At 63.3% G+C, this 20087-nt stretch carries 14 protein-coding genes; 9 read left to right on the plus strand and 5 right to left on the minus strand.

The window, feature by feature from the left end:
* Positions 1-33 precede the first annotated feature (33 nt).
* The 6 genes from AC1DX4_RS03085 to AC1DX4_RS03110 all read left to right on the plus strand — a co-directional run bounded on the left by AC1DX4_RS03085 (position 34) and on the right by AC1DX4_RS03110 (position 7176).
* The gene (locus AC1DX4_RS03085; RefSeq protein WP_477218902.1) at positions 34-1482 is read left to right on the plus strand and encodes an APC family permease; all 1449 of its coding nucleotides are present in this window, start codon (positions 34-36) and stop codon (positions 1480-1482) included.
* Positions 1483-1557: 75 nt separating this feature from the next.
* Positions 1558-2757 carry a cytochrome P450 gene (locus AC1DX4_RS03090; protein WP_477218903.1) on the plus strand — a complete coding sequence of 400 codons (1200 nt, stop codon included), beginning with the start codon at positions 1558-1560 and terminating at the stop codon, positions 2755-2757.
* A complete protein-coding gene (locus tag AC1DX4_RS03095; protein ID WP_477218904.1) occupies positions 2754-4241 on the plus strand; it encodes an aldehyde dehydrogenase in 1488 nt (495 codons plus the stop codon). The genes AC1DX4_RS03090 and AC1DX4_RS03095 overlap by 4 nt, the downstream gene beginning before the upstream one ends.
* A gap of 255 nt (positions 4242-4496) precedes the next feature.
* Positions 4497-5351, plus strand: a complete 855-nt coding sequence (locus tag AC1DX4_RS03100) for a MetQ/NlpA family lipoprotein (protein WP_477218905.1) — start codon at positions 4497-4499, stop codon at positions 5349-5351.
* Between the two features lie 90 nt (positions 5352-5441).
* Complete coding sequence (locus AC1DX4_RS03105) at positions 5442-6539, plus strand: methionine ABC transporter ATP-binding protein (RefSeq protein WP_477218906.1); 1098 nt, start codon at positions 5442-5444, stop codon at positions 6537-6539.
* Positions 6520-7176: a methionine ABC transporter permease gene (locus AC1DX4_RS03110; protein ID WP_477218907.1), complete on the plus strand. Its 657-nt coding sequence runs from the start codon at positions 6520-6522 to the stop codon at positions 7174-7176. The genes AC1DX4_RS03105 and AC1DX4_RS03110 overlap by 20 nt, the downstream gene beginning before the upstream one ends.
* Positions 7177-7214: 38 nt before the next feature.
* Here the strand turns inward: AC1DX4_RS03110 and AC1DX4_RS03115 are convergent, their stop codons facing one another.
* From AC1DX4_RS03115 to AC1DX4_RS03135, 5 genes are all read right to left on the minus strand, one after another.
* Positions 7215-7769, minus strand: a complete 555-nt coding sequence (locus AC1DX4_RS03115; RefSeq protein WP_477218908.1) for a Fic/DOC family protein — start codon at positions 7767-7769, stop codon at positions 7215-7217.
* A 267-nt stretch (positions 7770-8036) separates the two neighbouring features.
* The gene (locus tag AC1DX4_RS03120) at positions 8037-9152 is read right to left on the minus strand and encodes an aminomethyl transferase family protein (protein ID WP_477218909.1); all 1116 of its coding nucleotides are present in this window, start codon (positions 9150-9152) and stop codon (positions 8037-8039) included.
* Positions 9153-9322: 170 nt separating this feature from the next.
* Positions 9323-10099, minus strand: a complete 777-nt coding sequence (locus tag AC1DX4_RS03125; RefSeq protein WP_477218910.1) for an ABC transporter substrate-binding protein — start codon at positions 10097-10099, stop codon at positions 9323-9325.
* Between the two features lie 117 nt (positions 10100-10216).
* Positions 10217-11959, minus strand: a complete 1743-nt coding sequence (locus AC1DX4_RS03130; protein ID WP_477219113.1) for a hydantoinase B/oxoprolinase family protein — start codon at positions 11957-11959, stop codon at positions 10217-10219.
* 16 nt (positions 11960-11975) lie between these two features.
* Entirely contained in the window at positions 11976-14060 is a 2085-nt protein-coding gene (locus AC1DX4_RS03135) for a hydantoinase/oxoprolinase family protein (protein ID WP_477218911.1), read from the minus strand.
* 220 nt (positions 14061-14280) lie between these two features.
* On the opposite strand from AC1DX4_RS03135, the gene AC1DX4_RS03140 reads away from it, so the two are divergent.
* The 3 genes from AC1DX4_RS03140 (at position 14281) to AC1DX4_RS03150 (ending at position 19914) form a co-directional block, all read left to right on the plus strand.
* Entirely contained in the window at positions 14281-15108 is an 828-nt protein-coding gene (locus AC1DX4_RS03140) for a ferredoxin--NADP reductase (RefSeq protein WP_477218912.1), read from the plus strand.
* Positions 15109-15577: 469 nt separating this feature from the next.
* Complete coding sequence (locus AC1DX4_RS03145) at positions 15578-16756, plus strand: efflux RND transporter periplasmic adaptor subunit (protein WP_477218913.1); 1179 nt, start codon at positions 15578-15580, stop codon at positions 16754-16756.
* Positions 16756-19914 (plus strand): efflux RND transporter permease subunit, encoded by a 3159-nt coding sequence (locus tag AC1DX4_RS03150; protein ID WP_477218914.1) that lies wholly within the window; start codon positions 16756-16758, stop codon positions 19912-19914. Before AC1DX4_RS03145 ends, AC1DX4_RS03150 begins: the two co-directional genes overlap by 1 nt.
* The last annotated feature ends 173 nt before the right edge of the window (positions 19915-20087 follow it).

Genomic DNA, 20087 nt, shown 5'->3' on the forward strand with positions numbered 1-20087 from the left:
GCGGACGACGATGTTCGCGAACAGGAGGGACCAATGACAGCAGTTTCGGAACAGGCGCCGGCCAACAGGCTGCGCAAGAACAGTCTCGGCGTCGGCGCCATCACCTTCATGGTGATTTCGGCGGCGGCTCCGCTCACGGCGGTCGCCGGCGGCACGCCGCTCGGCATGCTGATGGGCAATGGCGCGGGCTTTGCCGGCACCTATCTGATCGTGACAGTGCTGCTGCTCCTGTTTGCGGTCGGCTATGTCGCCATGTCGCGCCATGTCGGCAATGCCGGCGCCTTCTATGCCTATGCCGCGCGCGGTCTCGGCGGCTTGGCCGGCGGCGCCACGGCGCTGATCGCCATCCTGTCCTACAATGCCATGCAGATCGGCGTCATGGCCCTGCTCGGTGCGGCCACATCAGGGCTGTTCGCCGGTTGGGGCATCAACCTGCCCTGGTGGGTGTGGAGCTTCATCGCCATCGCCATCGTCGCCGTGCTCGGTTACCGCCAGGTCGACCTGTCGGCCAAAATCCTGACGGTGCTGGTTCTCTGCGAGTATGCCGTGGTGCTGATCCTCGATCTTACAATCCTCAAGACCGGAGGCGACAGCGGCCTGTCGGCGGCTCCGTTCAGCTGGAGCCAGATCACATCGGGCGCGCCGGCGATCGCCATCCTGTTCTGCTTCGCCGCCTTCATCGGCTTCGAGGCGACGACGATCTACGCCGAGGAAGCCCGTGACCCCAAAGTCACCATTCCGCGCGCCACCTATTTCTCCGTCATCCTGATCGGCGTGTTCTATATGGTCACCGCATGGCTGATGGCGGTCGGTGCCGGCGTCGACAAATTGCTGCCGGCATTGCAGGGCCTGCAGGATCCGACGACCTTTCTGTTCGGCCTGTCCGACCGTTATGCCGGAACGCTGCTGACGCATGCGATGAGCATCCTGTTCGTGTCGAGCCTGTTTGCCGGTGTGCTGGCCTTCCACAATGCGGTTGCCCGCTACATCTACGTCTCGGGCCGCGAAAAGCTTTTGCCGCAGTCGATCGGCGTGACGCATTCGGCGCATCAGAGCCCGCATGTCGCCTCGGTGATCCAGAGCGTGCTGGCGGCTGTCGTCGTCGGCCTGTTCGCCGTGCTTGGTCTCGACCCGGTGCTGGCACTGTTTTCGTGGCTGACAAATGTCGCGACGCTCGGCGTCATCGTCATGATGGCCGTCGCCTCGCTCGCCGTGGTGATGTACTTCCGCGCCAACCCGTCCAGCCAAGAGAACGCGCTGAAGACCACCATCCTGCCCGGGCTGACCTTCATTGCCTTCGTCGTTATCATCTACCTGATCGTCATCAATTTCGGCAGCCTGTCGGGAGCCGGCGGCTTCCTCGGCGTGTTCCTGCCGGGGCTGGTGCTCATCGCTGCGGTGATCGGCCTGCTGCTGGCCGGCGCCTTGAAGAGCCGTGACCCGGTCGCCTACGAGAACCTCGGTGTGCCCCTGAAGGACTGAGCGAAACACTGGATTGAGAGACCTGCCGGGGCGGCGTGCCATGCCGCCCCTCTCACCGTGAAGGGAGTGGCGGCCTTGAGCTTTGCCGAAAACATCACCGTCGAAGCATTGGAAGCGGATCCCTACCCGATCTATGCTGAACTCAGGCGCAGTGCGCCGGTCGCCTTCGTGCCCTCGGTCAACCTGTGGTTCGTCACCCGCTGGAATGATGTCGAACTGGTGGCGAAGTCACCCGACATCTTCTCGGCGATCGTCACCGCTGGAGTATCACCCGTCGAGCGCTCCTTCGGCAAACCGACGATCCTGACCAGCGACGGCGAGGTCCACAAGAACCTTCGCCAGGGCGTCGACCCGAAATACCGGCCGCGCACCGTCGCCTCCTACGCCGGCAATCTCGTGCGCTCAATCGCCGAACCCTATCTCGACGCGATCGCCAGCCGGGGCTCCGCTGAACTGATGGCCGATTATTTCGAGCCGGTGTCGACGCTCAGCCTGGCGCGGTCGCTCGGCCTGGCCGACATCGACATGCCGACCCTGCGCCGCTGGTTCTATGGACTCGCCCAGGGCGCCATCAATTTCGAGAAAGACCCGAAGCGGCAGGAAATCGCCGACGCGATCGGTGCCGAGGTCGGCGATGCCGTGACGCCGACGCTGGAAAGGCTCGTTCGCGAGCCTGACGATTCCGCGCTGTCGCACATGCTGCATGACGGCATGCCTGAGGGCAAAACGCGCCCGATCGACTTCCTGATGCCGACCATCAAGGTCATCCTGCTTGGCGGCATGCAGGAGCCGGGCCACGGCGCCGGCTCCATCCTTGTCGGCCTGCTGCGGAACCCCGACCAGTTGCGGCAGGTGCTCGACGATCCCGCGACCTTCGTGCCCAAGGCTGTCGACGAGGGCCTGCGCTGGGTGGCGCCGATCGGCACGCAGACGCGCGAAACGACCCGCGCGGTCGAGATCGGTGGAACGACGATCCCCGCCGGCGCCCCGGTGGCCGCACTTGTCTCCTCGGCCAGCCGCGATGAGAGCCGCTTTGCCGACCCCGACCGCTTCGACATCAACCGCGACGAAGGCAACCATGCCGCCTTCGGTTTCGGCCATCATTTCTGTTCCGGCCGGTTTTTCGCACGCGAGCAGATGTGCCTTGCGGTAAGGCTGCTGCTTGAACGCTTTCCCAATCTCAGCCTTGTGCCCGGCAAGGAGCCCGTATTCCGCGGCTGGGAATTCCGGGCGCCAACCACATTGCATGTCAGTTTCGGAGCCGGTTCCCCATGATCACTCAAAATGCCATCGACACGCTGCGCAAAACGGAGATCGGCGCGCGCGGCCTGTTCATCGATGGCGTGCAGTCGCAGGGAACAAGCGGCGCGACATTGCCTGTCATTTCGCCGATCGATGGCCGTGCCTTCGCCAGCATCGCCGACGGCAATGCCGCCGATATCGACCGCGCGGTGAAATCGGCGCGCAAGGCGTTCGAGAAGGGCTCCTGGTCGCGCGCGGCGCCCGCCTTCCGCAAGAAGGTGCTGAGCAGGCTCGCCGAACTCATCGAAAAGCATGTCGATCAACTGGCCGTACTCGGTGTGCGCGACAATGGCACCGAGATCGGCATGGCCTACAAGGCCGAGCCGCTGTCGGCGGCCGGCACCATCCGCTACTACGCCGAGGCGATCGACAAGGTCTATGGCGAGATTGCACCGACGGCCGAGAATGTGCTGGGGCTGATCCACAAGGAGCCGCTCGGCGTCGTCGGCGTCATCGTGCCATGGAATTTCCCGTTGATGATCGGCGCCTGGAAGATCGCTCCCGCACTCGCCGCCGGCAATTGCGTGGTGGTCAAGCCGCCGGAGATCGCGTCGCTTACGCTGCTGCGGCTGGCGGAACTGGCGGCCGAGGCCGGCCTGCCCGCCGGCGTGCTCAACGTCGTCACCGGCCGTGGCGCGGTCACCGGCGAAGCGCTCGGCCTGCATATGGATGTCGACGCCATCGCCTTTACCGGCTCGGGGCCGGTCGGCCGGCGGCTGCTCGATTATTCGGCCCGCTCCAATTTGAAGCGCGTCTTCCTCGAACTTGGCGGCAAGTCACCCAACATCGTCTTTGCCGATGCGCCTGACTTGAAGCAGGCAGCGGTCGTCTCGGCCAATGGCATTTTTCGCAATTCCGGCCAGGTCTGCGTCGCCGGCGCGCGCCTGCTCGTCCAGTCGTCGGTCTATGACCGCTTCATGGAGGAGCTTGTCTCGGCGACCACGCGGCTGAAGGTCGGCGATCCGCTGGATCTCACCAGCGATGTCGGCGCGGTGTCGAGCGCGGAGCAACTGAACAAGAATCTCGGCTTCGTCGCCAAGGCCAGGGAAGAAGGCGCAACGCTGGTCACCGGCGGCGAGCGGATCCTGGCGGAGACCGGCGGCAGCTACATGGCGCCGACGATCTTCGAGAACGTCACTCAGGACATGCAACTGGCCCGCGAGGAGGTGTTCGGCCCGGTGCTCGGCGTCATGCGCTTCGACACCGAGGAGGAGGCGGTGCGGCTTGCCAATTCGACGGTCTACGGGCTGGCCTCTGCGGTGTGGACATCAAACCTCTCCACCGCCCACCGCATGGTGCGCGCCATCAGTGCCGGCGTCGTCCACGTCAACACTTATGGCGGCGCCGACATCACGGTGCCGCTCGGCGGCGTCAAGCAGTCCGGCTTCGGTCGCGACAAGTCGCTGCACGCGCTGGAGAAATATCTGGAGCTGAAGACAGCCTGGATCGCGCTTTGAGGCCCGTGGCGATATCGGGCTGCCGCCGAATCTGATCTTCCCATCCAGGGCGTGCAGGATTGGGTCCGCGGCCGGCCGCGGTCGGTCCGGCGCCGTCTTGTGCTCCATGTCCGGAAATTTTTGAGAGAATATTCCCGGCATCGGGGGCAAAGGCGAAACACGTTCTTTGATAAAATCAATAGAATTTCTAACGATGTGACCAAGCCTAGGCAATCCGCCTTGCTGCCATGACTTCACAACCGCAGAGATCAAACCATGTCGGACTTCAAGAACACTTTGCCATCTTCCCCCGGGTCAACCATCAACCGGCGCGGCGGCCTTGCTCTGCTGTTCGCCTCGGCTGTCGCGGTCGGCAGCCTGATGGCGCCGCATGCGTCCCTGGCCGAAGACAAGAAGTCGATCAAGGTCGGCATCATCAGCGGCGAGGACGAGGATGTCTGGCGCGTCGTCGTCGCTCAAGCCGCCGAAAAGGGCCTGGCCATTGAGACCGTGGTGTTCAACGACTACACCCAGCCCAACGAGGCGCTGGAGCGCGGCGAAATCGACGCCAATGCCTTCCAGCACCAGCCTTATCTCGACAACCAAATCAAGACGCAGGGCTATCACATCGTGCGTGTCGGCTATACCGGCGTCTGGCCGATCGGCCTCTATTCCAAGAAGTTCAAGGCGGTTGCCGACCTGCCTGAGGGCGCGGTCATCGGCGTGCCGAACGATCCGTCCAATGAAGGCCGCGCGCTGCGCGTGCTGCAGAATGAGGGCGTGATTAAGCTGAAGGACGGCACCGGCATTCTGGCCACCACCGCCGACATCGCGGAGAATCCCAAGAAGGTCGAGATCAAGGAGCTTGACGCCGGCATCGTCGGCCGCTCGGTCGAGGATCTCGACGCCGCCGTTGTCAACACCGACTGGGCGCTGAAAAGCGGCCTGACCCCGGACAACCGCATCGCCCAGGAGCCGATATCAGACAATCCCTACCGCAACTTCATCGCCGTGAAAGTCGGCAATGAGAACGAAGCCTGGGTGAAGACGCTGGTGGCTTCCTACCAGAACGAGGCGGTGAAAGCCGAGTTCGACAAGGTCTACAAGGGCACCGGCCTCAGCGCCTATTGATCCGACCGGACGCCAGTTCGAGAGCAAATGCGGTCCGCGCCTGAGCGCGGGCCGCAATCGCGTTTTCGGATGGCGAGAACAGGGAACCGCATGAACCAGCATATAACGGCATCCCAGGAGATCGCCGATCCGACCCACGACCAGCCCGATACGTCGCAGGACGTAGTGCGGCTTGTCGAGCTGAAGCGCCGCTTTGGCGCCACGCCGGCGATCGACGGCATTTCGCTGACGGTCCGCAAGGGCGAGATTCTCGGCATTATCGGCCGCAGCGGTGCCGGCAAGTCGACGCTGATCCGCTGTCTGAACGGGCTGGAGCGGCCGGATTCCGGAGAAGTGTTCATCGAGGGCCGCGAGATTAGCCGGCTCGGCGAGCGCGACCTGCAGCCGCTGCGGCGGCGCATCGGCATGATCTTCCAGCACTTCAACCTGCTGTCGGCCAAGACGGTCGAGGACAATGTGGCGCTGCCGCTGAAGATCGAGGGGCGGCCTAAGGCAGAGCGGTTGGCGCGGGCAGCCGAGTTGCTCGAGCTTGTCGGGCTGTCGGAGAAAGCCCGGGCCTATCCGGCATCGCTGTCGGGTGGCCAGAAGCAGCGCGTCGGCATCGCCCGCGCGCTTGCCGCACGGCCGGCGCTGCTTCTGTCGGATGAAGCGACATCGGCGCTCGACCCGGAGACGACGCGCTCCATTCTGGCGCTGCTGAAAGACATCAACCGGCGGCTTGGCCTGACCATCCTTTTGATCACCCATGAGATGGAAGTGATCCGCTCGATCGCCGACCGCGTGGCGGTGATCGACGCCGGACGCATCGTCGAGCAAGGGCCGGTCTGGTCGGTGTTCGCCGACCCACAGTCGGACATCACCAAAAGCCTACTCGGCGCCATCCGGCCGCAATTGCCGGCCGAACTGGCGGCGCGGCTGCTGCCGGCGGCCGGCGCTGAGACGATCCTGCGCATCGACGTTGCCGGCGAAGCCGCAAGCGGCCCGCTGCTGTCCGATCTTGCCACGGCTGTTCCCGGCGCCTTCCGCCTCGTGCATGGCGGCATCGACCATATCCAGCAGCAGCCCGTCGGCACGCTGTTTCTCTCCGTTCCCGGTAGCGATGCAAATCATCTCGCCGAAGTGATCACATTCCTGAAGTCCCGCCAGGCGCGGGTGGAGGTGCTTGGCCATGTCGCCAATCCTGTTTGAGCTTCTGCTGCGTTCGATCTGGGAGACGGTGCTGATGACGGCCGCCTCCGGCCTGATCTCGCTGGTCTTCGGCCTGCCACTCGGTCTGGCCTTGATATCAACCGAACGCGGCGGCATTGCCGAAAACCTGTGGGTCAACCGCGCGCTGGGCGCCGTCATCAACGGCTTCCGCTCGGTGCCGTTCATCATCCTTCTGGTGGCGCTGATCCCGCTGACGCGGCTGATCGTCGGCACCTCGATCGGCACCTGGGCGGCCATCGTGCCGCTGTCGATCGCGGCCACGCCCTATTATGCGCGCATCGCCGAAGTGTCGCTGCGCGAGGTCGACCACGGCCTGATCGAAGCTGCGCGCGCCATGGGCGGCAACCGCTGGACGATCATCCGCGAGGTGCTGGTGCCCGAAGCCCTGCCCGGCATCGTCGCCGGCTTCACGGTGACGCTGGTGACGCTGATCGGCGCCTCAGCCATGGCCGGAGCCATCGGCGCCGGTGGTTTGGGCGATCTTGCCATCCGCTATGGCTATCAGCGTTTCGAGACGTCTGTGATGGTGGCGGTGGTGATCGTGCTGATCATCCTAGTTTGTGGCATCCAGTGGGTGGGTGATCGGCTGGTGGCACGGCTGGACCGGCGGGGGTGAGCCGGCCGGCGAGCTAGACTAGGCGATGATGTCTTCTATCAGGGCTTGCAGTGGCGCTCGGAACCGCTGAAACTGTCGATCATGGCCTGAATGACGCGATCTCGTTCAAGGATATCGGCATTGAATGTCAGGCCTGCATGCTCGGCGAGCATCGCGAGGAAGGTGAGCTGGGTTCGGCCGTTGCCTTCGCGAAACGGATGCACGGCATTGATCTCCGCGACGATGTGAGCCGCGTGCCCGGCAAAGCCGACGCTGTCGAGGTCGGCCAAACGGTCGGGATTGCCAAGTTCGCCGAACACCCGCGCCATCTCACTGGCTATGTGTTCGGGATAACAGAACCAACTGCCGGCCTTGCCGATGCGGATCGTGCGCGCCTGACCAGCCCAGCCATATACATCCTGGAACAAGTGCCGGTGCAGGCTGAGGTAGTGAACGTAGTCGAGTTCGCCTGCCGGAAGAGGCTGATCGGCGCGAGTCAGGAACAGGGCGAGCTCGACCTCATCAAGTTCGGCCTGGTCGCGGACGTCCAGCAGATTGATGAGCACCGTCGTGCCGGGATAGCAGAGCGGATCGAACTCGGCGGCGTAGACCAACGTCTATTTCTTTTTGCGAATTTCTTCCTTGATGAGCGAGCGTCGCTCATCCCCGGACAGCCCCTGCTTCACACTATGGCTGAGTACCTTAGCCATGCGGGGCGATAGCTTCAGACCTTCGACTGCGCTGATTTTCTCGCCATGCGCTCTCGTCAACACGAAATGACCAGTCTTGGCCGAACGGCCGATTCTTGAATTAGGAGCCTTCATTCGCAAATCATATCATGGACCCGGAGGGGAAACCAAAACGATTCCAGGCAAGCCGGGCTAACCTCGCAACCTTACCCCTTCCGGATCAAAGAACGGCATCGGCGCCACGACCGCACGCGTCGGCTTGCCGTCGATGTCGACGCTGAGTTCGGTGCCTACAGCGGTGAAGGGCAACCGCAGATGCGCGGTGGCCAGCACCTTGCCGAGGGAATAGCCGTGGTCGCTATAAGTGACGATACCGGCATCCTCGCCATCGGCCAGCACACGCGCATCCGTTGCCGCTGGTTTGTCGCCGTCGAGGATCAGGCCGGTCCAGCGCTCGTCGAGGCCCTTGTCGCGGATCTTGAGCAGCGCTTCGCGGCCGATGAAATCGCCCTTGTCGAACTTGATCCAGCGATCGAGGCCGACATGGAACGGCGTACGGCTCTCGTCCATGTCGATGCCATGCGCCGGATAGGCCTTTTCCAGGCCGAGCGTGAACATTGCCAGCACGCCATAGGGTTTCAGGCCGAAGTCCTTGCCAGCCCGCATCAGCGCATCCCAGACGGAGGCTGCCTCGTCGGCCGGCACGAATAGTTCGAAGCCGAGTTCGCCGGTGACACCGGTGCGGGAGATCAGGACTCGGGTGCCGTTGATCTGGCCTGAGGTGAACGCCCAGCGTTTCAAGCCGTCCAGATCGGCATCCCTGACCAGCACCTTCAGCAGTTCCCGTGAGCGCGGGCCCTGGATGGTCGGGAAGGCAACGGCGGCGGTGATATCGGTGACATAGGCTTTTCGCCCTTCCGAATGGTGCTGCAGCCAGGGCAGCATCTTCAAGCGGTTGACCGAGCCGGTGACCAGCATGAAATGCGCCGGCGCCAGCCGGAACACGGTGAGGTCGTCCATGATGCCGCCGTCCTCGCGGCAGATCGTGGAATAGCGCACCTGGCCCGGTTTCATCGCCGCGGCATCGTTGACGATGACATGGTTGACCAGCGCCTCGGCGTCCGGCCCCTTGATGTCCATCTTGCCCATGGTGCTCAAGTCCTGGACGCCGACATTCTTTCGGGTGTTCAGGTGCTCGTCGGCGATGCCGGAATAGTATTTGGCCGAGATGAAATCGCCGCCGACCCGACCCATGGTCGCGCCGAGCCCGACGATGCTGCTGTAAAAAGGGGAACGCCGCTCAACCAAGAAGGTCTCCATGTTTTATTGCCGTCCCGAGACCGTTTCGAAATTCGCTCTGGCGAGTCATATGATGGTGGTTTCGAGAACCGGCGCGCAGCGGACATTCGAGTCCGTGAGCACCGGAAGCGCAGAAAACGCCTTCAGATGGCCGCGAGAGTAGAGTTTCCAAAACGGTCTCAATTCCCGTAGACGTCGAACGAAAAATATTTGTCGTTGATTTCTTTGTATTTTCCGTTGGCACGCAGCGCGTCTATGGCCGCGTTGAACTTGTCGGTCAGTTCCTTGTTGCCCTTCTGCAGCGCGATGCCGACGCCAGGCCCGTGAATGGCCGGATCTGCGGTCAGCGTGCCAAGCAGCTTGCAGCAGGCGCCGTCGGGCTTCTTCAGCCATTCGGTCAGGATGATCGAGCCGTCCATCATCGCATCGAGGCGGCCATTGGCCATGTCGGTGCGGGCATCATCGCCGGTCGGATAGGCCTTGACGGTCGAGCCGGCGTATTTCTGCTCGGCGAATTTCTGGTGGATGGTGGCGGTCTGCACGCCGAGCGCTTTGCCCTTCAAATCGTCCGGCGAGGTGCCCGCGATGGTCGAATCCTTCGGCACGGCGATGGCCGGCGGCGTCTGGTAGTATTTGTGGGTGAACTCGACCTTCTCGGCCCGTTCAGGCGTGATGGTGATGTTGATAATGGCATCGAACTTGCCGGCCTGCAGTGCGGGAATAGAACCGTCGAAATCCTGCACGATGAATTCGCATTCGGCCTTCATCTCAGCGCACAGCGCCTTGCCGAGATCGATGTCGAAGCCGCCCAGCGTGCCGTCGGAACTGGCGTAGTTGAAGGGCGGATAGGCGCCCTCGGTACCGATCCTGAGCTTCTTGTCCTGGGCGGAAGCGGCACCTGTGGCAAGGGTGAGAGCGACGGAAGCGGCAAGCACGAAACGACTGAAAAGACGCATGTTCCAGATCCCCGTTGAGGACGAGAAGTCTACGGGCTTTCGTGCCTCCGGCGGAGACGGAAGCGACATGTCATGCGGCGATCACGGCGCGGCGGGTGGTCCGCGCCATAGAGGGCGTTAGCCGGCGCGGTGCTTGTCCGTTGCTTCCCGGTCAATGGTGAGATCGCCCGCCGACAGGACAACGCCGAATTTTTGGCTGGCTTCCTCTGAGGTGTAGTACCCCAGCGCCACGTCGCGCAGAACGAGATCGGCATCACGCTCGCGCGGATCGCCATAGCCGCCGCCGCCCGGCGTGCCGACGCGCACGCGGTCGCCGGCCTTCAGCGGGATGTCCTGCTCCTTGGAGAGGTGGGGCGGCACATGTTCCTCGCCGTTGCGGAAGACCGTCACCGTGTTGACCGCGCCATCCCCACCGCCGAGCGCGCCTTGCGGGCCGAAACGGCCGTGATCCATGACGAAAGAGGCGCGGGCATCGCCGCGCAGGATTTCGACCTCGTAGGCGAGGCCGAAACCGCCGCGATGCTTGCCGGCGCCGCCGGAGCCTTCGCGCAAGGCATAGTGGCGATAGAGCACCGGAAAGGCCTGCTCCATGATCTCGACCGGCGGTGATTTTGAAATGCCGATGGTCGAGCAGCCATTGGTCAGGCCGTCATGGCCCGAATTGCCGCCATAGCCGCCGCCGGAGATCTGGTACATGACGTAATCGCGGCCGCGCGCCGGGTCGTTGCCGCCAAGCGCGAAATTGCCGCTGGAACCGGCGGGTGCTGCCGTCACCTTGTCCGGCAATGCCTGCACCATCGCGGCGAACACCGCCTCGGCGATGCGCTGCGAAACCTCCGCGGCGCAGCCTGAAACAGGCCGCGGATACTTCGCGTCAAGGAAGGTGCCTTCCGGCCGCTTGACAATCAGCGGCTCGAAGGCGCCGGCACTGATCGGCACATCCGGAAAGATGTGGCGCATGGCGAGGTAGACCGACGACAAGGTCGTCGCCAGCACGCTGTTCATCGGTCCAGCGCAGGGTTTTGACGAGCCGGTAAAATCGAAGGTCAGTGTATCGCCCTGCTTCTCGACCGCGAGCGCGATGGTCAGCGGCTCGTTGACCACGCCGTCGGAATCGACAAAGGCTTTTGAGCGATAGGTGCCATCGGGAATGGCCGCGATGTTGGCCCGCATCTGTTCGGCGGCGCGGCGGCGCAGTTCGGCGATTGCCTCGACAACGGTTTCGTCCCCGTAACGATCCAGGATTCCATTGAGCCGGTCTTGGCCGATCAGCAGTGCGGCGGCCTGGGCCCTGATATCGCCAATGCGCTGATCGGCGACGCGGATGTTGGAGCAGATGATGGCGTAGATTTCGGGATCAAGCACGCCCTTCTTGAACAGTTTTACCGGCGGCAGCCGCAGGCCTTCCTGTTCGACGGCGGTCGCGGAGGCCGAAAAGCCGCCCGGCACCGAGCCGCCAATGTCGGGCCAGTGACCGGTGTTCGACAGCCAGCAGAAGATTTTGCCGCCCCGGTAGACCGGCATGGCGAACCGCACATCCATCAGATGCGTGCCGCCGAGATAGGGGTCGTTGACGATGTAGATGTCGCCGGGTTCCGGCGCCAGGCAGCGGCCATCGGCGATCATCTCGATCACCGTTCTGGTCGAATACTGCATGACACCGACGAACACCGGCAGCCCTTGGCTACCTTGCGCGATCAGCGAGCCGTCGACGGCCGAATAGATGCCGTCGGAGCGGTCATTGGCCTCGGCGATGACAGGCGAGAAGGCGGCGCGCGAAAAGGTCAGGTCCATCTCGTCGCAGACCTGCTGCAAGGCGGCCTGGAGGACCGAAAGGGTGATGGCGTCGAGCTTTGCCATATCAATGTCCGGCATCTCAGGCCTCGCCAATGTCGATGATGATGTTGCCGTCGGCATCCGAGCGTGCGCGGTCGCCGGGTTCGAGCACGGTGGTGGCATCCATCTGTTCGAGGATCGCCGGGCCTTCGATGACGGCATCGAGCGGCAGTTTTTCGCGCGCATACACCGGCGTGTCGTGCCACTGGCCGGCATACCAGACAGGCCTGATTTCGCGCCGCGCTTCTTCGAGCGTTTTTTCACGCCCTGCCGGATCGATCAGCCGCGACAGGTCGATCGCTGGCCTGACGCCGGTGACCGAAGTGTTGAGGTTGACAAGGTTGGCGCGGATTTCCGGCAGCTCGACCTTGAAGCGGGCAAAATAGGCCTTTTCGAACAGCGCCTGCAGCTCGTTGCGACTCACCGTCGACGACGGCAACGGCACGTTGATGATGTGGGTCTGGCCAACGAACTGCATATCGGCGGAATGGTTGACGCGGATCGTCTCCGGCTTCACCGCTTCCTTTCCAATCAGCTCCTCGCCTTCGTTTCGGTGCCGTTCCAATACCGCGTGAAGCTTGGTTTCATCGAGCACGGCCACCGGCTGGTTGATGGTGTTGACGAAGTCGTGGCGCAGATCGGCAACGACGCAGCCGAGCGCGTTGGTGATGCCTGGACGCGCCGGCACCAGCACCCTGGGCAGGCCAAGTTCGCGGGCGAGCGCTGTGGCATGCAGCGGCCCGGCGCCGCCGAAGGCGAACAGCGCGAAATCGCGGGGGTCATGACCGCGCGACACCGAGACCATGCGGATGGCGCCGGCCATCTTCATGTTGCCGAGCCTGAGCACGGCACCCGCCGCCTCGACGCCGGACAGGCCGGTGACCTTGCCGATCTTCTCCTCGAAGATGCCGGTGACACGCTCTGATGTGACAGGGTTTTCGACGGCCAACAGCTTTTTCGGGGCCAGCCGGCCGAGCACCAGATTGGCGTCGGTGATGGTCGGCTCCAGCCCACCGCGGCCGTAGCAGATCGGGCCGGGATTGGCGCCAGCGCTTTCCGGGCCGATCTGGATCAGGCCGGCCGCATCGACGCGCGCGATAGAGCCGCCGCCGGCGCCAACCGTGTGCACCGCCACCATCGGCACGTGGATGGGCATCGCATATTCGATCTCGATCTCGTTCGATACCGCCGGCTCGGCGTTGCGGATCAGCGCCACGTCGGTCGAGGTGCCGCCCATGTCGTAGGTGACGAGGTTTTCGAAGCCGGCGCGCTTGCCGGTATAAGCGGCGGCGATGACGCCGGAGGCCGGGCCGGACATCACCGTCTTGGCCGACTCACGTGTGACGAAGCGGGCCGAGATCATGCCGCCATTGCCGTTCATGATCAGGAAGTCGCGGGCATAGCCTTTGGCGGCGAGCTCCTTGCGCAGGCGCTCGACATAGCGCTCGAGGATCGGCTGCACCGAAGCGTTGACCGAGGCGGTGACGCCGCGCTCGAATTCACGCGCCTCAGACAGCAGCGCATGGCCTGACGTGATGTAGCTATTCGGCCAGAGCTCGGCGGCGATTTCGGCGGCGCGCCGCTCATGCGATGGGTTGGCGTAGGAATGCAGGAAATGGATGACCAGGGATTCGCAGCCGGCCGCGATCAGCGTCTTTACCGCTTCGCGCATTTCGGCTTCGTCGAGCGGCGTGCGCACCGCACCCGAGGCCTCGACGCGCTCCGACACTTCGAGCCGGAGATTGCGCGGGATGATCGGGACGAAGGTGCCGGTCATGCCATAGGGTTGAGGCCGCGTGCGCCGACCGAGCTCGATCACGTCGCGAAAGCCGCGTGTGGTGATCATGCCGGTCCTAGCCAGCCGGCGCTCCAGCACGGCATTGGTGGTGGTGGTCGTGCCATGGACGATGAGGTCGATGCCGTCGATCGCAAATCCGGTGGCGCCAAGAGCCGAAACCACGCCGAAGGCCTGGTTGTCGACCGTGGTCGGCGTCTTGGCGATATGCACCTTGCCGCCGTCCTTGCCGTCGATCAGAAGCAGGTCGGTGAAGGTTCCGCCGACATCGATGCCGGCAACGACATTTCCCAGGGAATCGCGCGCTTGCGCTGGAAAATTCTCTTTCATCGTCGAAACCCGAAATGCTGAGACTACGGATATGCGTCAGTTTGGAAAGCTGTTTTAAGGTAGCATCTTGACGCAAATATCGTTTGTATACTAATAAATTCCGGACACAAGAGCTTACCGCTTTGGAGTGTGCGAACAGCACGCCGGGACCTGAACGGTCCGGGCGCGCAGGTGAAAGTTTTGCGCCCGCGTCCTCGTTTGGGCCAGAAGGTTGGATTTGATGAACACCACATCCGCTCTCAACACCGCCGGCTCCCGCCCGCTGCAGTTTCCGATTCCGGCCAATGTCTATGCCGAAACCGTCGTCTCGGTGAAGCACTACACCGACCGGCTGTTCTCGTTCCGCATCACCCGTCCGCAGTCGCTGCGTTTCCGCTCCGGCGAGTTCGTCATGATCGGCCTGCCCAATGCAGAGAAGCCGGTCTACCGTGCCTATTCGGTGGCGAGCCCGGCCTGGGACGAAGAGCTGGAATTCTTCTCGATCAAGGTGCCGGACGGCCCGCTGACCTCTGAACTGCAGAAGATTCAGGTCGGCGACACCGTCATCATGCGGCAGAAGTCGACCGGCACGCTGGTGGTCGACGCGCTGACCCCGGCCAAGCGGCTGTTCATGATCTCGACCGGCACCGGCATCGCGCCCTTCGCCAGCCTGCTGCGCGACCCTGACACCTATGAGAAATTCGATCAGCTGATCCTGACCCATACCTGCCGTGACAATGCCGAGCTGACCTATGGCCAGGAATTGGTGGCAGCACTTGAAAGCGACCCGCTGATCGGCGAGCTGACAGCTGGCCGCGTCACGCTTTACAATTCGACGACCCGCGAAGAGTCGGCCTGCATGGGCCGCATCACCGCGCTGATCGGTTCCGGCAAGTTCTATTCCGACCTCGGCCTCGAGAAGCTCAATCCCGAGACCGACCGCATCATGATCTGCGGCTCGATGCATATGCTCAAGGACGTCAAGGAACTCGCCGAGAGCCTCGGCTTCCAGGAAGGCTCGCTCAGCCATCCAGCCACATTCGTGGTCGAGCGCGCCTTCGTCGGCTGAGGTCAGCTGCCCGGACATGCTGCCTTCCAGGTGAATGCCGCAATAGCTCGGGCCACTCCATTCCCAACCGAAAACACGGCAAGCGCGCGCCTGTCGGCGCCCACCCGCCATATCCGATTTCTGGTCAGGCAAGTTTTGCCCCGGAACGGCACCGACGACGTCTGCCGCGTCGACCGGGCCGGCATAGCCGTGGGTGGTTGAGACGCTCCTCGAGCCCTCACCCGGGCGGACCATAGAAGTCACTTTATTGCGATGCAGCATTCAAGGTGGCCTCACGCATCGTTGAATGCCGCAGCGCAACATGACCGACTTGTAACCTGACAGGGCTGGGTCATCGGGACTACTCTCCCGGTGATCGACACGGTCGGTCCTAACCCCCAACCATCCTGAAAAGGCTTGATATTCTTGCCCGCAGGTGGACGGCATCATGACCATTTCCACAACACAGCAAGTCAGGCGAAACCGACCCATGCGTTCTCGGCGTATCGTCCTATTGACCACAATCCTCGTCCTGAGCGGCGGCTACGGACTATGGCGCAACCACGCCGGCGGCGTGGCAAGGGCTGCCACTGCCACTCAATCGGCGCAGCCCGCACCCAAGATCCCGGTCACCGTGGCCACCGTGCAAAAAACCGACTTCCCGCTTTACCTCTACGGACTCGGAACGGTGACGCCGCTGAACAATGTCAGCATCTCGAGCCGTGTCGCCGGTGTCGTCACCCAGGTTCCGGTCGAGGAGGGGCAGATGGTCAAGCAGGGCGACCTGCTCGCCGTGATCGACCCCCGCCCCTATCAGGCGGTGCTCGACCAGGCGAAAGCCAAGGAGGCGCAGGACCAAGCGACGCTCAGGAATGCGCAGGTCGTTCTCGACCGTCTTTCCACGCTCCTGAAAAAGACCTTCGAAACGCAGCAGGACGTCGATAACCAGCAGGCTGTGGTCAACTCCACCGCCGCCACGATCGAGGGCGACAAGGCCGCTATCGAGGCGGCGCAACTCAACCTGGATTTTACCAGCATCACGGCGCCGCTGACCGGCAAGACGAGCTTCCGCACCATCGACCCCGGCAACATCGTGCAGATTGGTCAAAGCCCCGGGCTTTTCACGGTCGTGCAGCTTCAGCCTATCTATGTGTCGTTCACGGAACCGCAGGACAACGTTCCGACCATCAACAAGGTTTTCGCTTCTGGCCCGGTTTCGATCGACACGCTGGGCGCGGATATGAAGACCGTGCTGGCAAGCGGCAAACTGGAGGCAGTCCAGAACGCAGTCGACCAGGCTTCCGGCACGATTTCGCTCAGGGCGACATTCGCAAACCAGGACGATGCGTTGTGGCCGGGCCTGTCCGTCAACACACGCATACATATCGGCACGATGGCAGGCGCGATCGTGGTGCCGGACGAAGCCGTCCAGCATGGCCCTGACGGGCTCTTCGCCTATGTCGTCGGCGACGATGGCAAGGTCCGTCGTCAGACCGTCAAGACGGGTCCTTCGGACGGCGGCGAAACGGTCGTCACAGACGGCCTCGGCCAGGGGCAACGTGTCGTGGTTGGCGGCCAGTACCGCGTGGTTGACGGTGCAAGCGTCGATCCGACGCCAGCTCCAGGCGCCGGGCAGGTGCAGAACGGCGCTGCCGGAGGTGCAAGCTGATGGCATCGATCGGTGTTTCCACGCCTTTCATCAGGTATCCCGTAGCCACGTCGCTGTTGATGATCGGCGTGCTGTTCGTCGGCGTGGTCGCTTATCTCAACCTGCCGGTCGCGGCGATGCCGAATGTCGACTTCCCGACGATCCAGGTGTCGACCAGCCTGCCGGGCGCCGACCCGATCACCATAGCGTCGTCGGTGACCCAGCCGCTCGAGACGCAGTTCGCGCAGGTTCCCGGCGTTGCCGAAATGACGTCGAGCAGCCTGTCGGGTTCCAGCCAGATCACCCTGCAATTCGCTCTCGACGTCGACATCGCATCGGCCGCCGGGCTGGTGCAGTCGGCCATCAATGCCGCCGGTGGACAGCTGCCGAAGAACCTTCCCAATCCGCCCACCTACAGGGAGGTCAACCCGACCGATTCGCCGATCATGCTGATTGGCGCGAGTTCGACCGACTTGCCGCTGACGACGTTGAGCGACGACGTCTACACCAAGCTCGCGCAGGTGATCAGCCATGTCGACGGCGTCGGCCAGGTGCTGGTCGGCGGCCAGCAGACACCGTCGATCCGTGTCCAGCTCGATCCGGCCAAGCTGGCGGCAAGGGGCCTGTCGCTGGAGGCGGTGCGCACCCCGCTGTCGATCGGCACGGTGGACCTGCCCAAGGGCAACATCCAGGGCGAAGTGCGCTCCTTCACCATCTTCTCCAATGACCAGATGACCGCCGCCGATGACTGGAACAACGCCATCATCGCCTATCGCGACGGAGCCCCGGTGCGGGTCAGGGATGTCGGCCGGGCCGTGCTCGACGCGCAGGACTACACCCAGGCCGGTTGGACCGACACGACGCGCGGCGTCGTCCTCGTCATTTTCAAGGAGCCCGGCGCCAACATCATCGACACGGTCGACAAGATCAAGGCGGAGCTGCCGATGCTGACCGCCTCGATGCCGGCTTCGCTGAAGCTGCAGGTGCTTTCCGACCGGACGCAGACCATCCGCGCCTCGGTGGCCGACGTGCAGTTCACGCTGATGCTCACCATCGGAATGGTGGTGATGGTGATCTTCCTGTTCCTGCGCAACGTCTGGGCAACGGCGATCCCGGCCTTCACCGTGCCGCTGGCGCTGCTTGGCGCATGCGCCCTGATGTGGTCCGCCGGTTACAGCATCGACAATCTGTCGCTGATGGCATTGACGATCTCGATCGGCTTCGTCGTCGACGACGCCATCGTCATGCTGGAGAACATCGTCCGTTATATCGAGCACGGCGAGAAACCGATGGATGCCGCGATCCGCGGCGCCAGCGAGATTGGCTTCACCATCATGTCGATCTCGATTTCGCTGGTGGCCGTGCTGATCCCGCTGCTCTTGATGAGCGGCATTATCGGCCGCCTGTTCAAGGAGTTCGCGGTGACGCTAGCCATGACCATCCTGGTTTCGGCCTGTGTTTCGCTGACGCTGACGCCGATGCTGGCTTCGCGTTTCATCAAGCCGGCCAACGAGGAGCATCACGGCAGGCTCTACCGGTGGAGCGAAAGCGTCTTCGACGGCATGCTGCGCGCCTATGAGCGCGGCCTCGACCGGGCGCTTGGGCATCGTTTCATCACGCTGCTGGTGTTCCTGACCTGCGTCGGGCTTACCGGCTATTTCTTCACCCTGGTTCCAAGCGGCTTCTTCCCGCAGCAGGACACCGGCCTGATTTTCGGCCAGGTGATCGCAGGCCAGGATGTCTCCACCGGCCAGATGCAGTCCTACATGGCGCAATTTGCCGGGATCGTTTCCAAGGATCCCGCGGTGGCGCATTTCGCGGCATCGACGGGCGGCAGCGGCAACACGCAGAACACCGGCCGCATGTTCATCCAGTTGAAGCCACGCGACGAGCGCGATGTTTCGGCCGACCAGATCATCCGGCGATTGCAGCCGAAGCTCTCGGTCGTCCAGGGCGCGCGCCTGTTCATGCAGGCCTCGCAGGACGTGCGCGTCGGCGCCAGGCTGTCGGCGTCGCAATATCAGTACGTGCTGGAAAGCAGCGACCTCGACACGCTAGACGACTGGGCGCCCAAGCTGTTGACGGCTTTGCAGCGCCTGCCCGAATTGCGCGACGTCTCGACCGACCAGATGAGCTCCGGCACGACGCTGACGCTGCAGGTCGATCGCGACCAGGCCGCCCGCTACGGCCTGACGGCGAACGATGTCGACAACACGCTCAACGACGCCTTCGGCCAGCGCCAGGTCGCCCAGTACTTCACGCAGCTTTCGACCTATGACGTGATCCTGGAGGTGCTGCCGTCGCTGCGCGGCAACCTCAAGGCGCTCGACCAGATCTATCTGACGACGTCGAGCGGTTCGCAGGTGCCGCTCTCGGCCATCGCCAAATGGACGACGAAGCCCGTACAGCCGCTGGTGATCAACCATGAAGGCCAGTTTCCCTCAGTGACGATCAGCTTCAACCTGGCGCCCAACGTAGCACTCGGCCAGGCCACCGCCGCGATCGACAGGGCCGCCGCCGAGATGCGGCTGCCGGCGACCATCCAGACCAATTACACGGGAACGGCGCAGGCCTTCCAGCAGTCGCTGTCTTCGGTGCCGGTGCTCATCCTCGGCGCCCTGGTCGTGGTCTATCTGATCCTCGGCATCCTCTACGAAAGCTACGTCCACCCGCTGACCATTCTCTCCACGCTGCCCTCCGCCGGGCTTGGCGCGCTGGGCACGCTGCTCGTCTTCCATATGGAGTTCAACCTGATCGGCCTGATCGGCATCATCCTGCTGATCGGCATCGTCAAGAAGAACGGCATCATGATGGTCGACTTCGCCATCGCGGCGGAGCGGGACCAGCATCTCAGCTCGCTGGAATCGATCCGCCAGGCCTGCCTGCTGCGGTTCCGGCCGATCATGATGACCACCATGGTTTCCATGCTGGGTGCGCTGCCGCTGATGCTGGAGAACGGCACCGGGGCGGAAATCCGCCAGCCGCTTGGTTACACGATGTTCGGCGGGCTGCTTATCAGCCAGGCGCTGACGCTTTTCACCACGCCGGTGATCTATCTCTACCTCGACGACCTTTCTCATTGGCTCACCTCATTTCGCAAGCATGAGCAGGATGACAGTGAACCCGAACACATCGAGGCTGAAATCGGCCCGCCTGGGCGTAAGCTGGCGGCCGAGTAGGCTGCCTCAACGCTTAAGGTCCGCATCAGACAGGACAGGCTTGTGGCCTCGACCGAAACGATCGTGTAAGTATCGCCCTAAAGCGCGTCGCGTCGAAACGGATTCGTGCAACGCGCTTTAGGTTTTTGTTTTTATGCATGTCGTTCCCCCAAAACCGAGGTCACTTTTGGGCG

The sequence above is a fragment of the Mesorhizobium sp. P3_A8 genome (assembly GCF_056402995.1).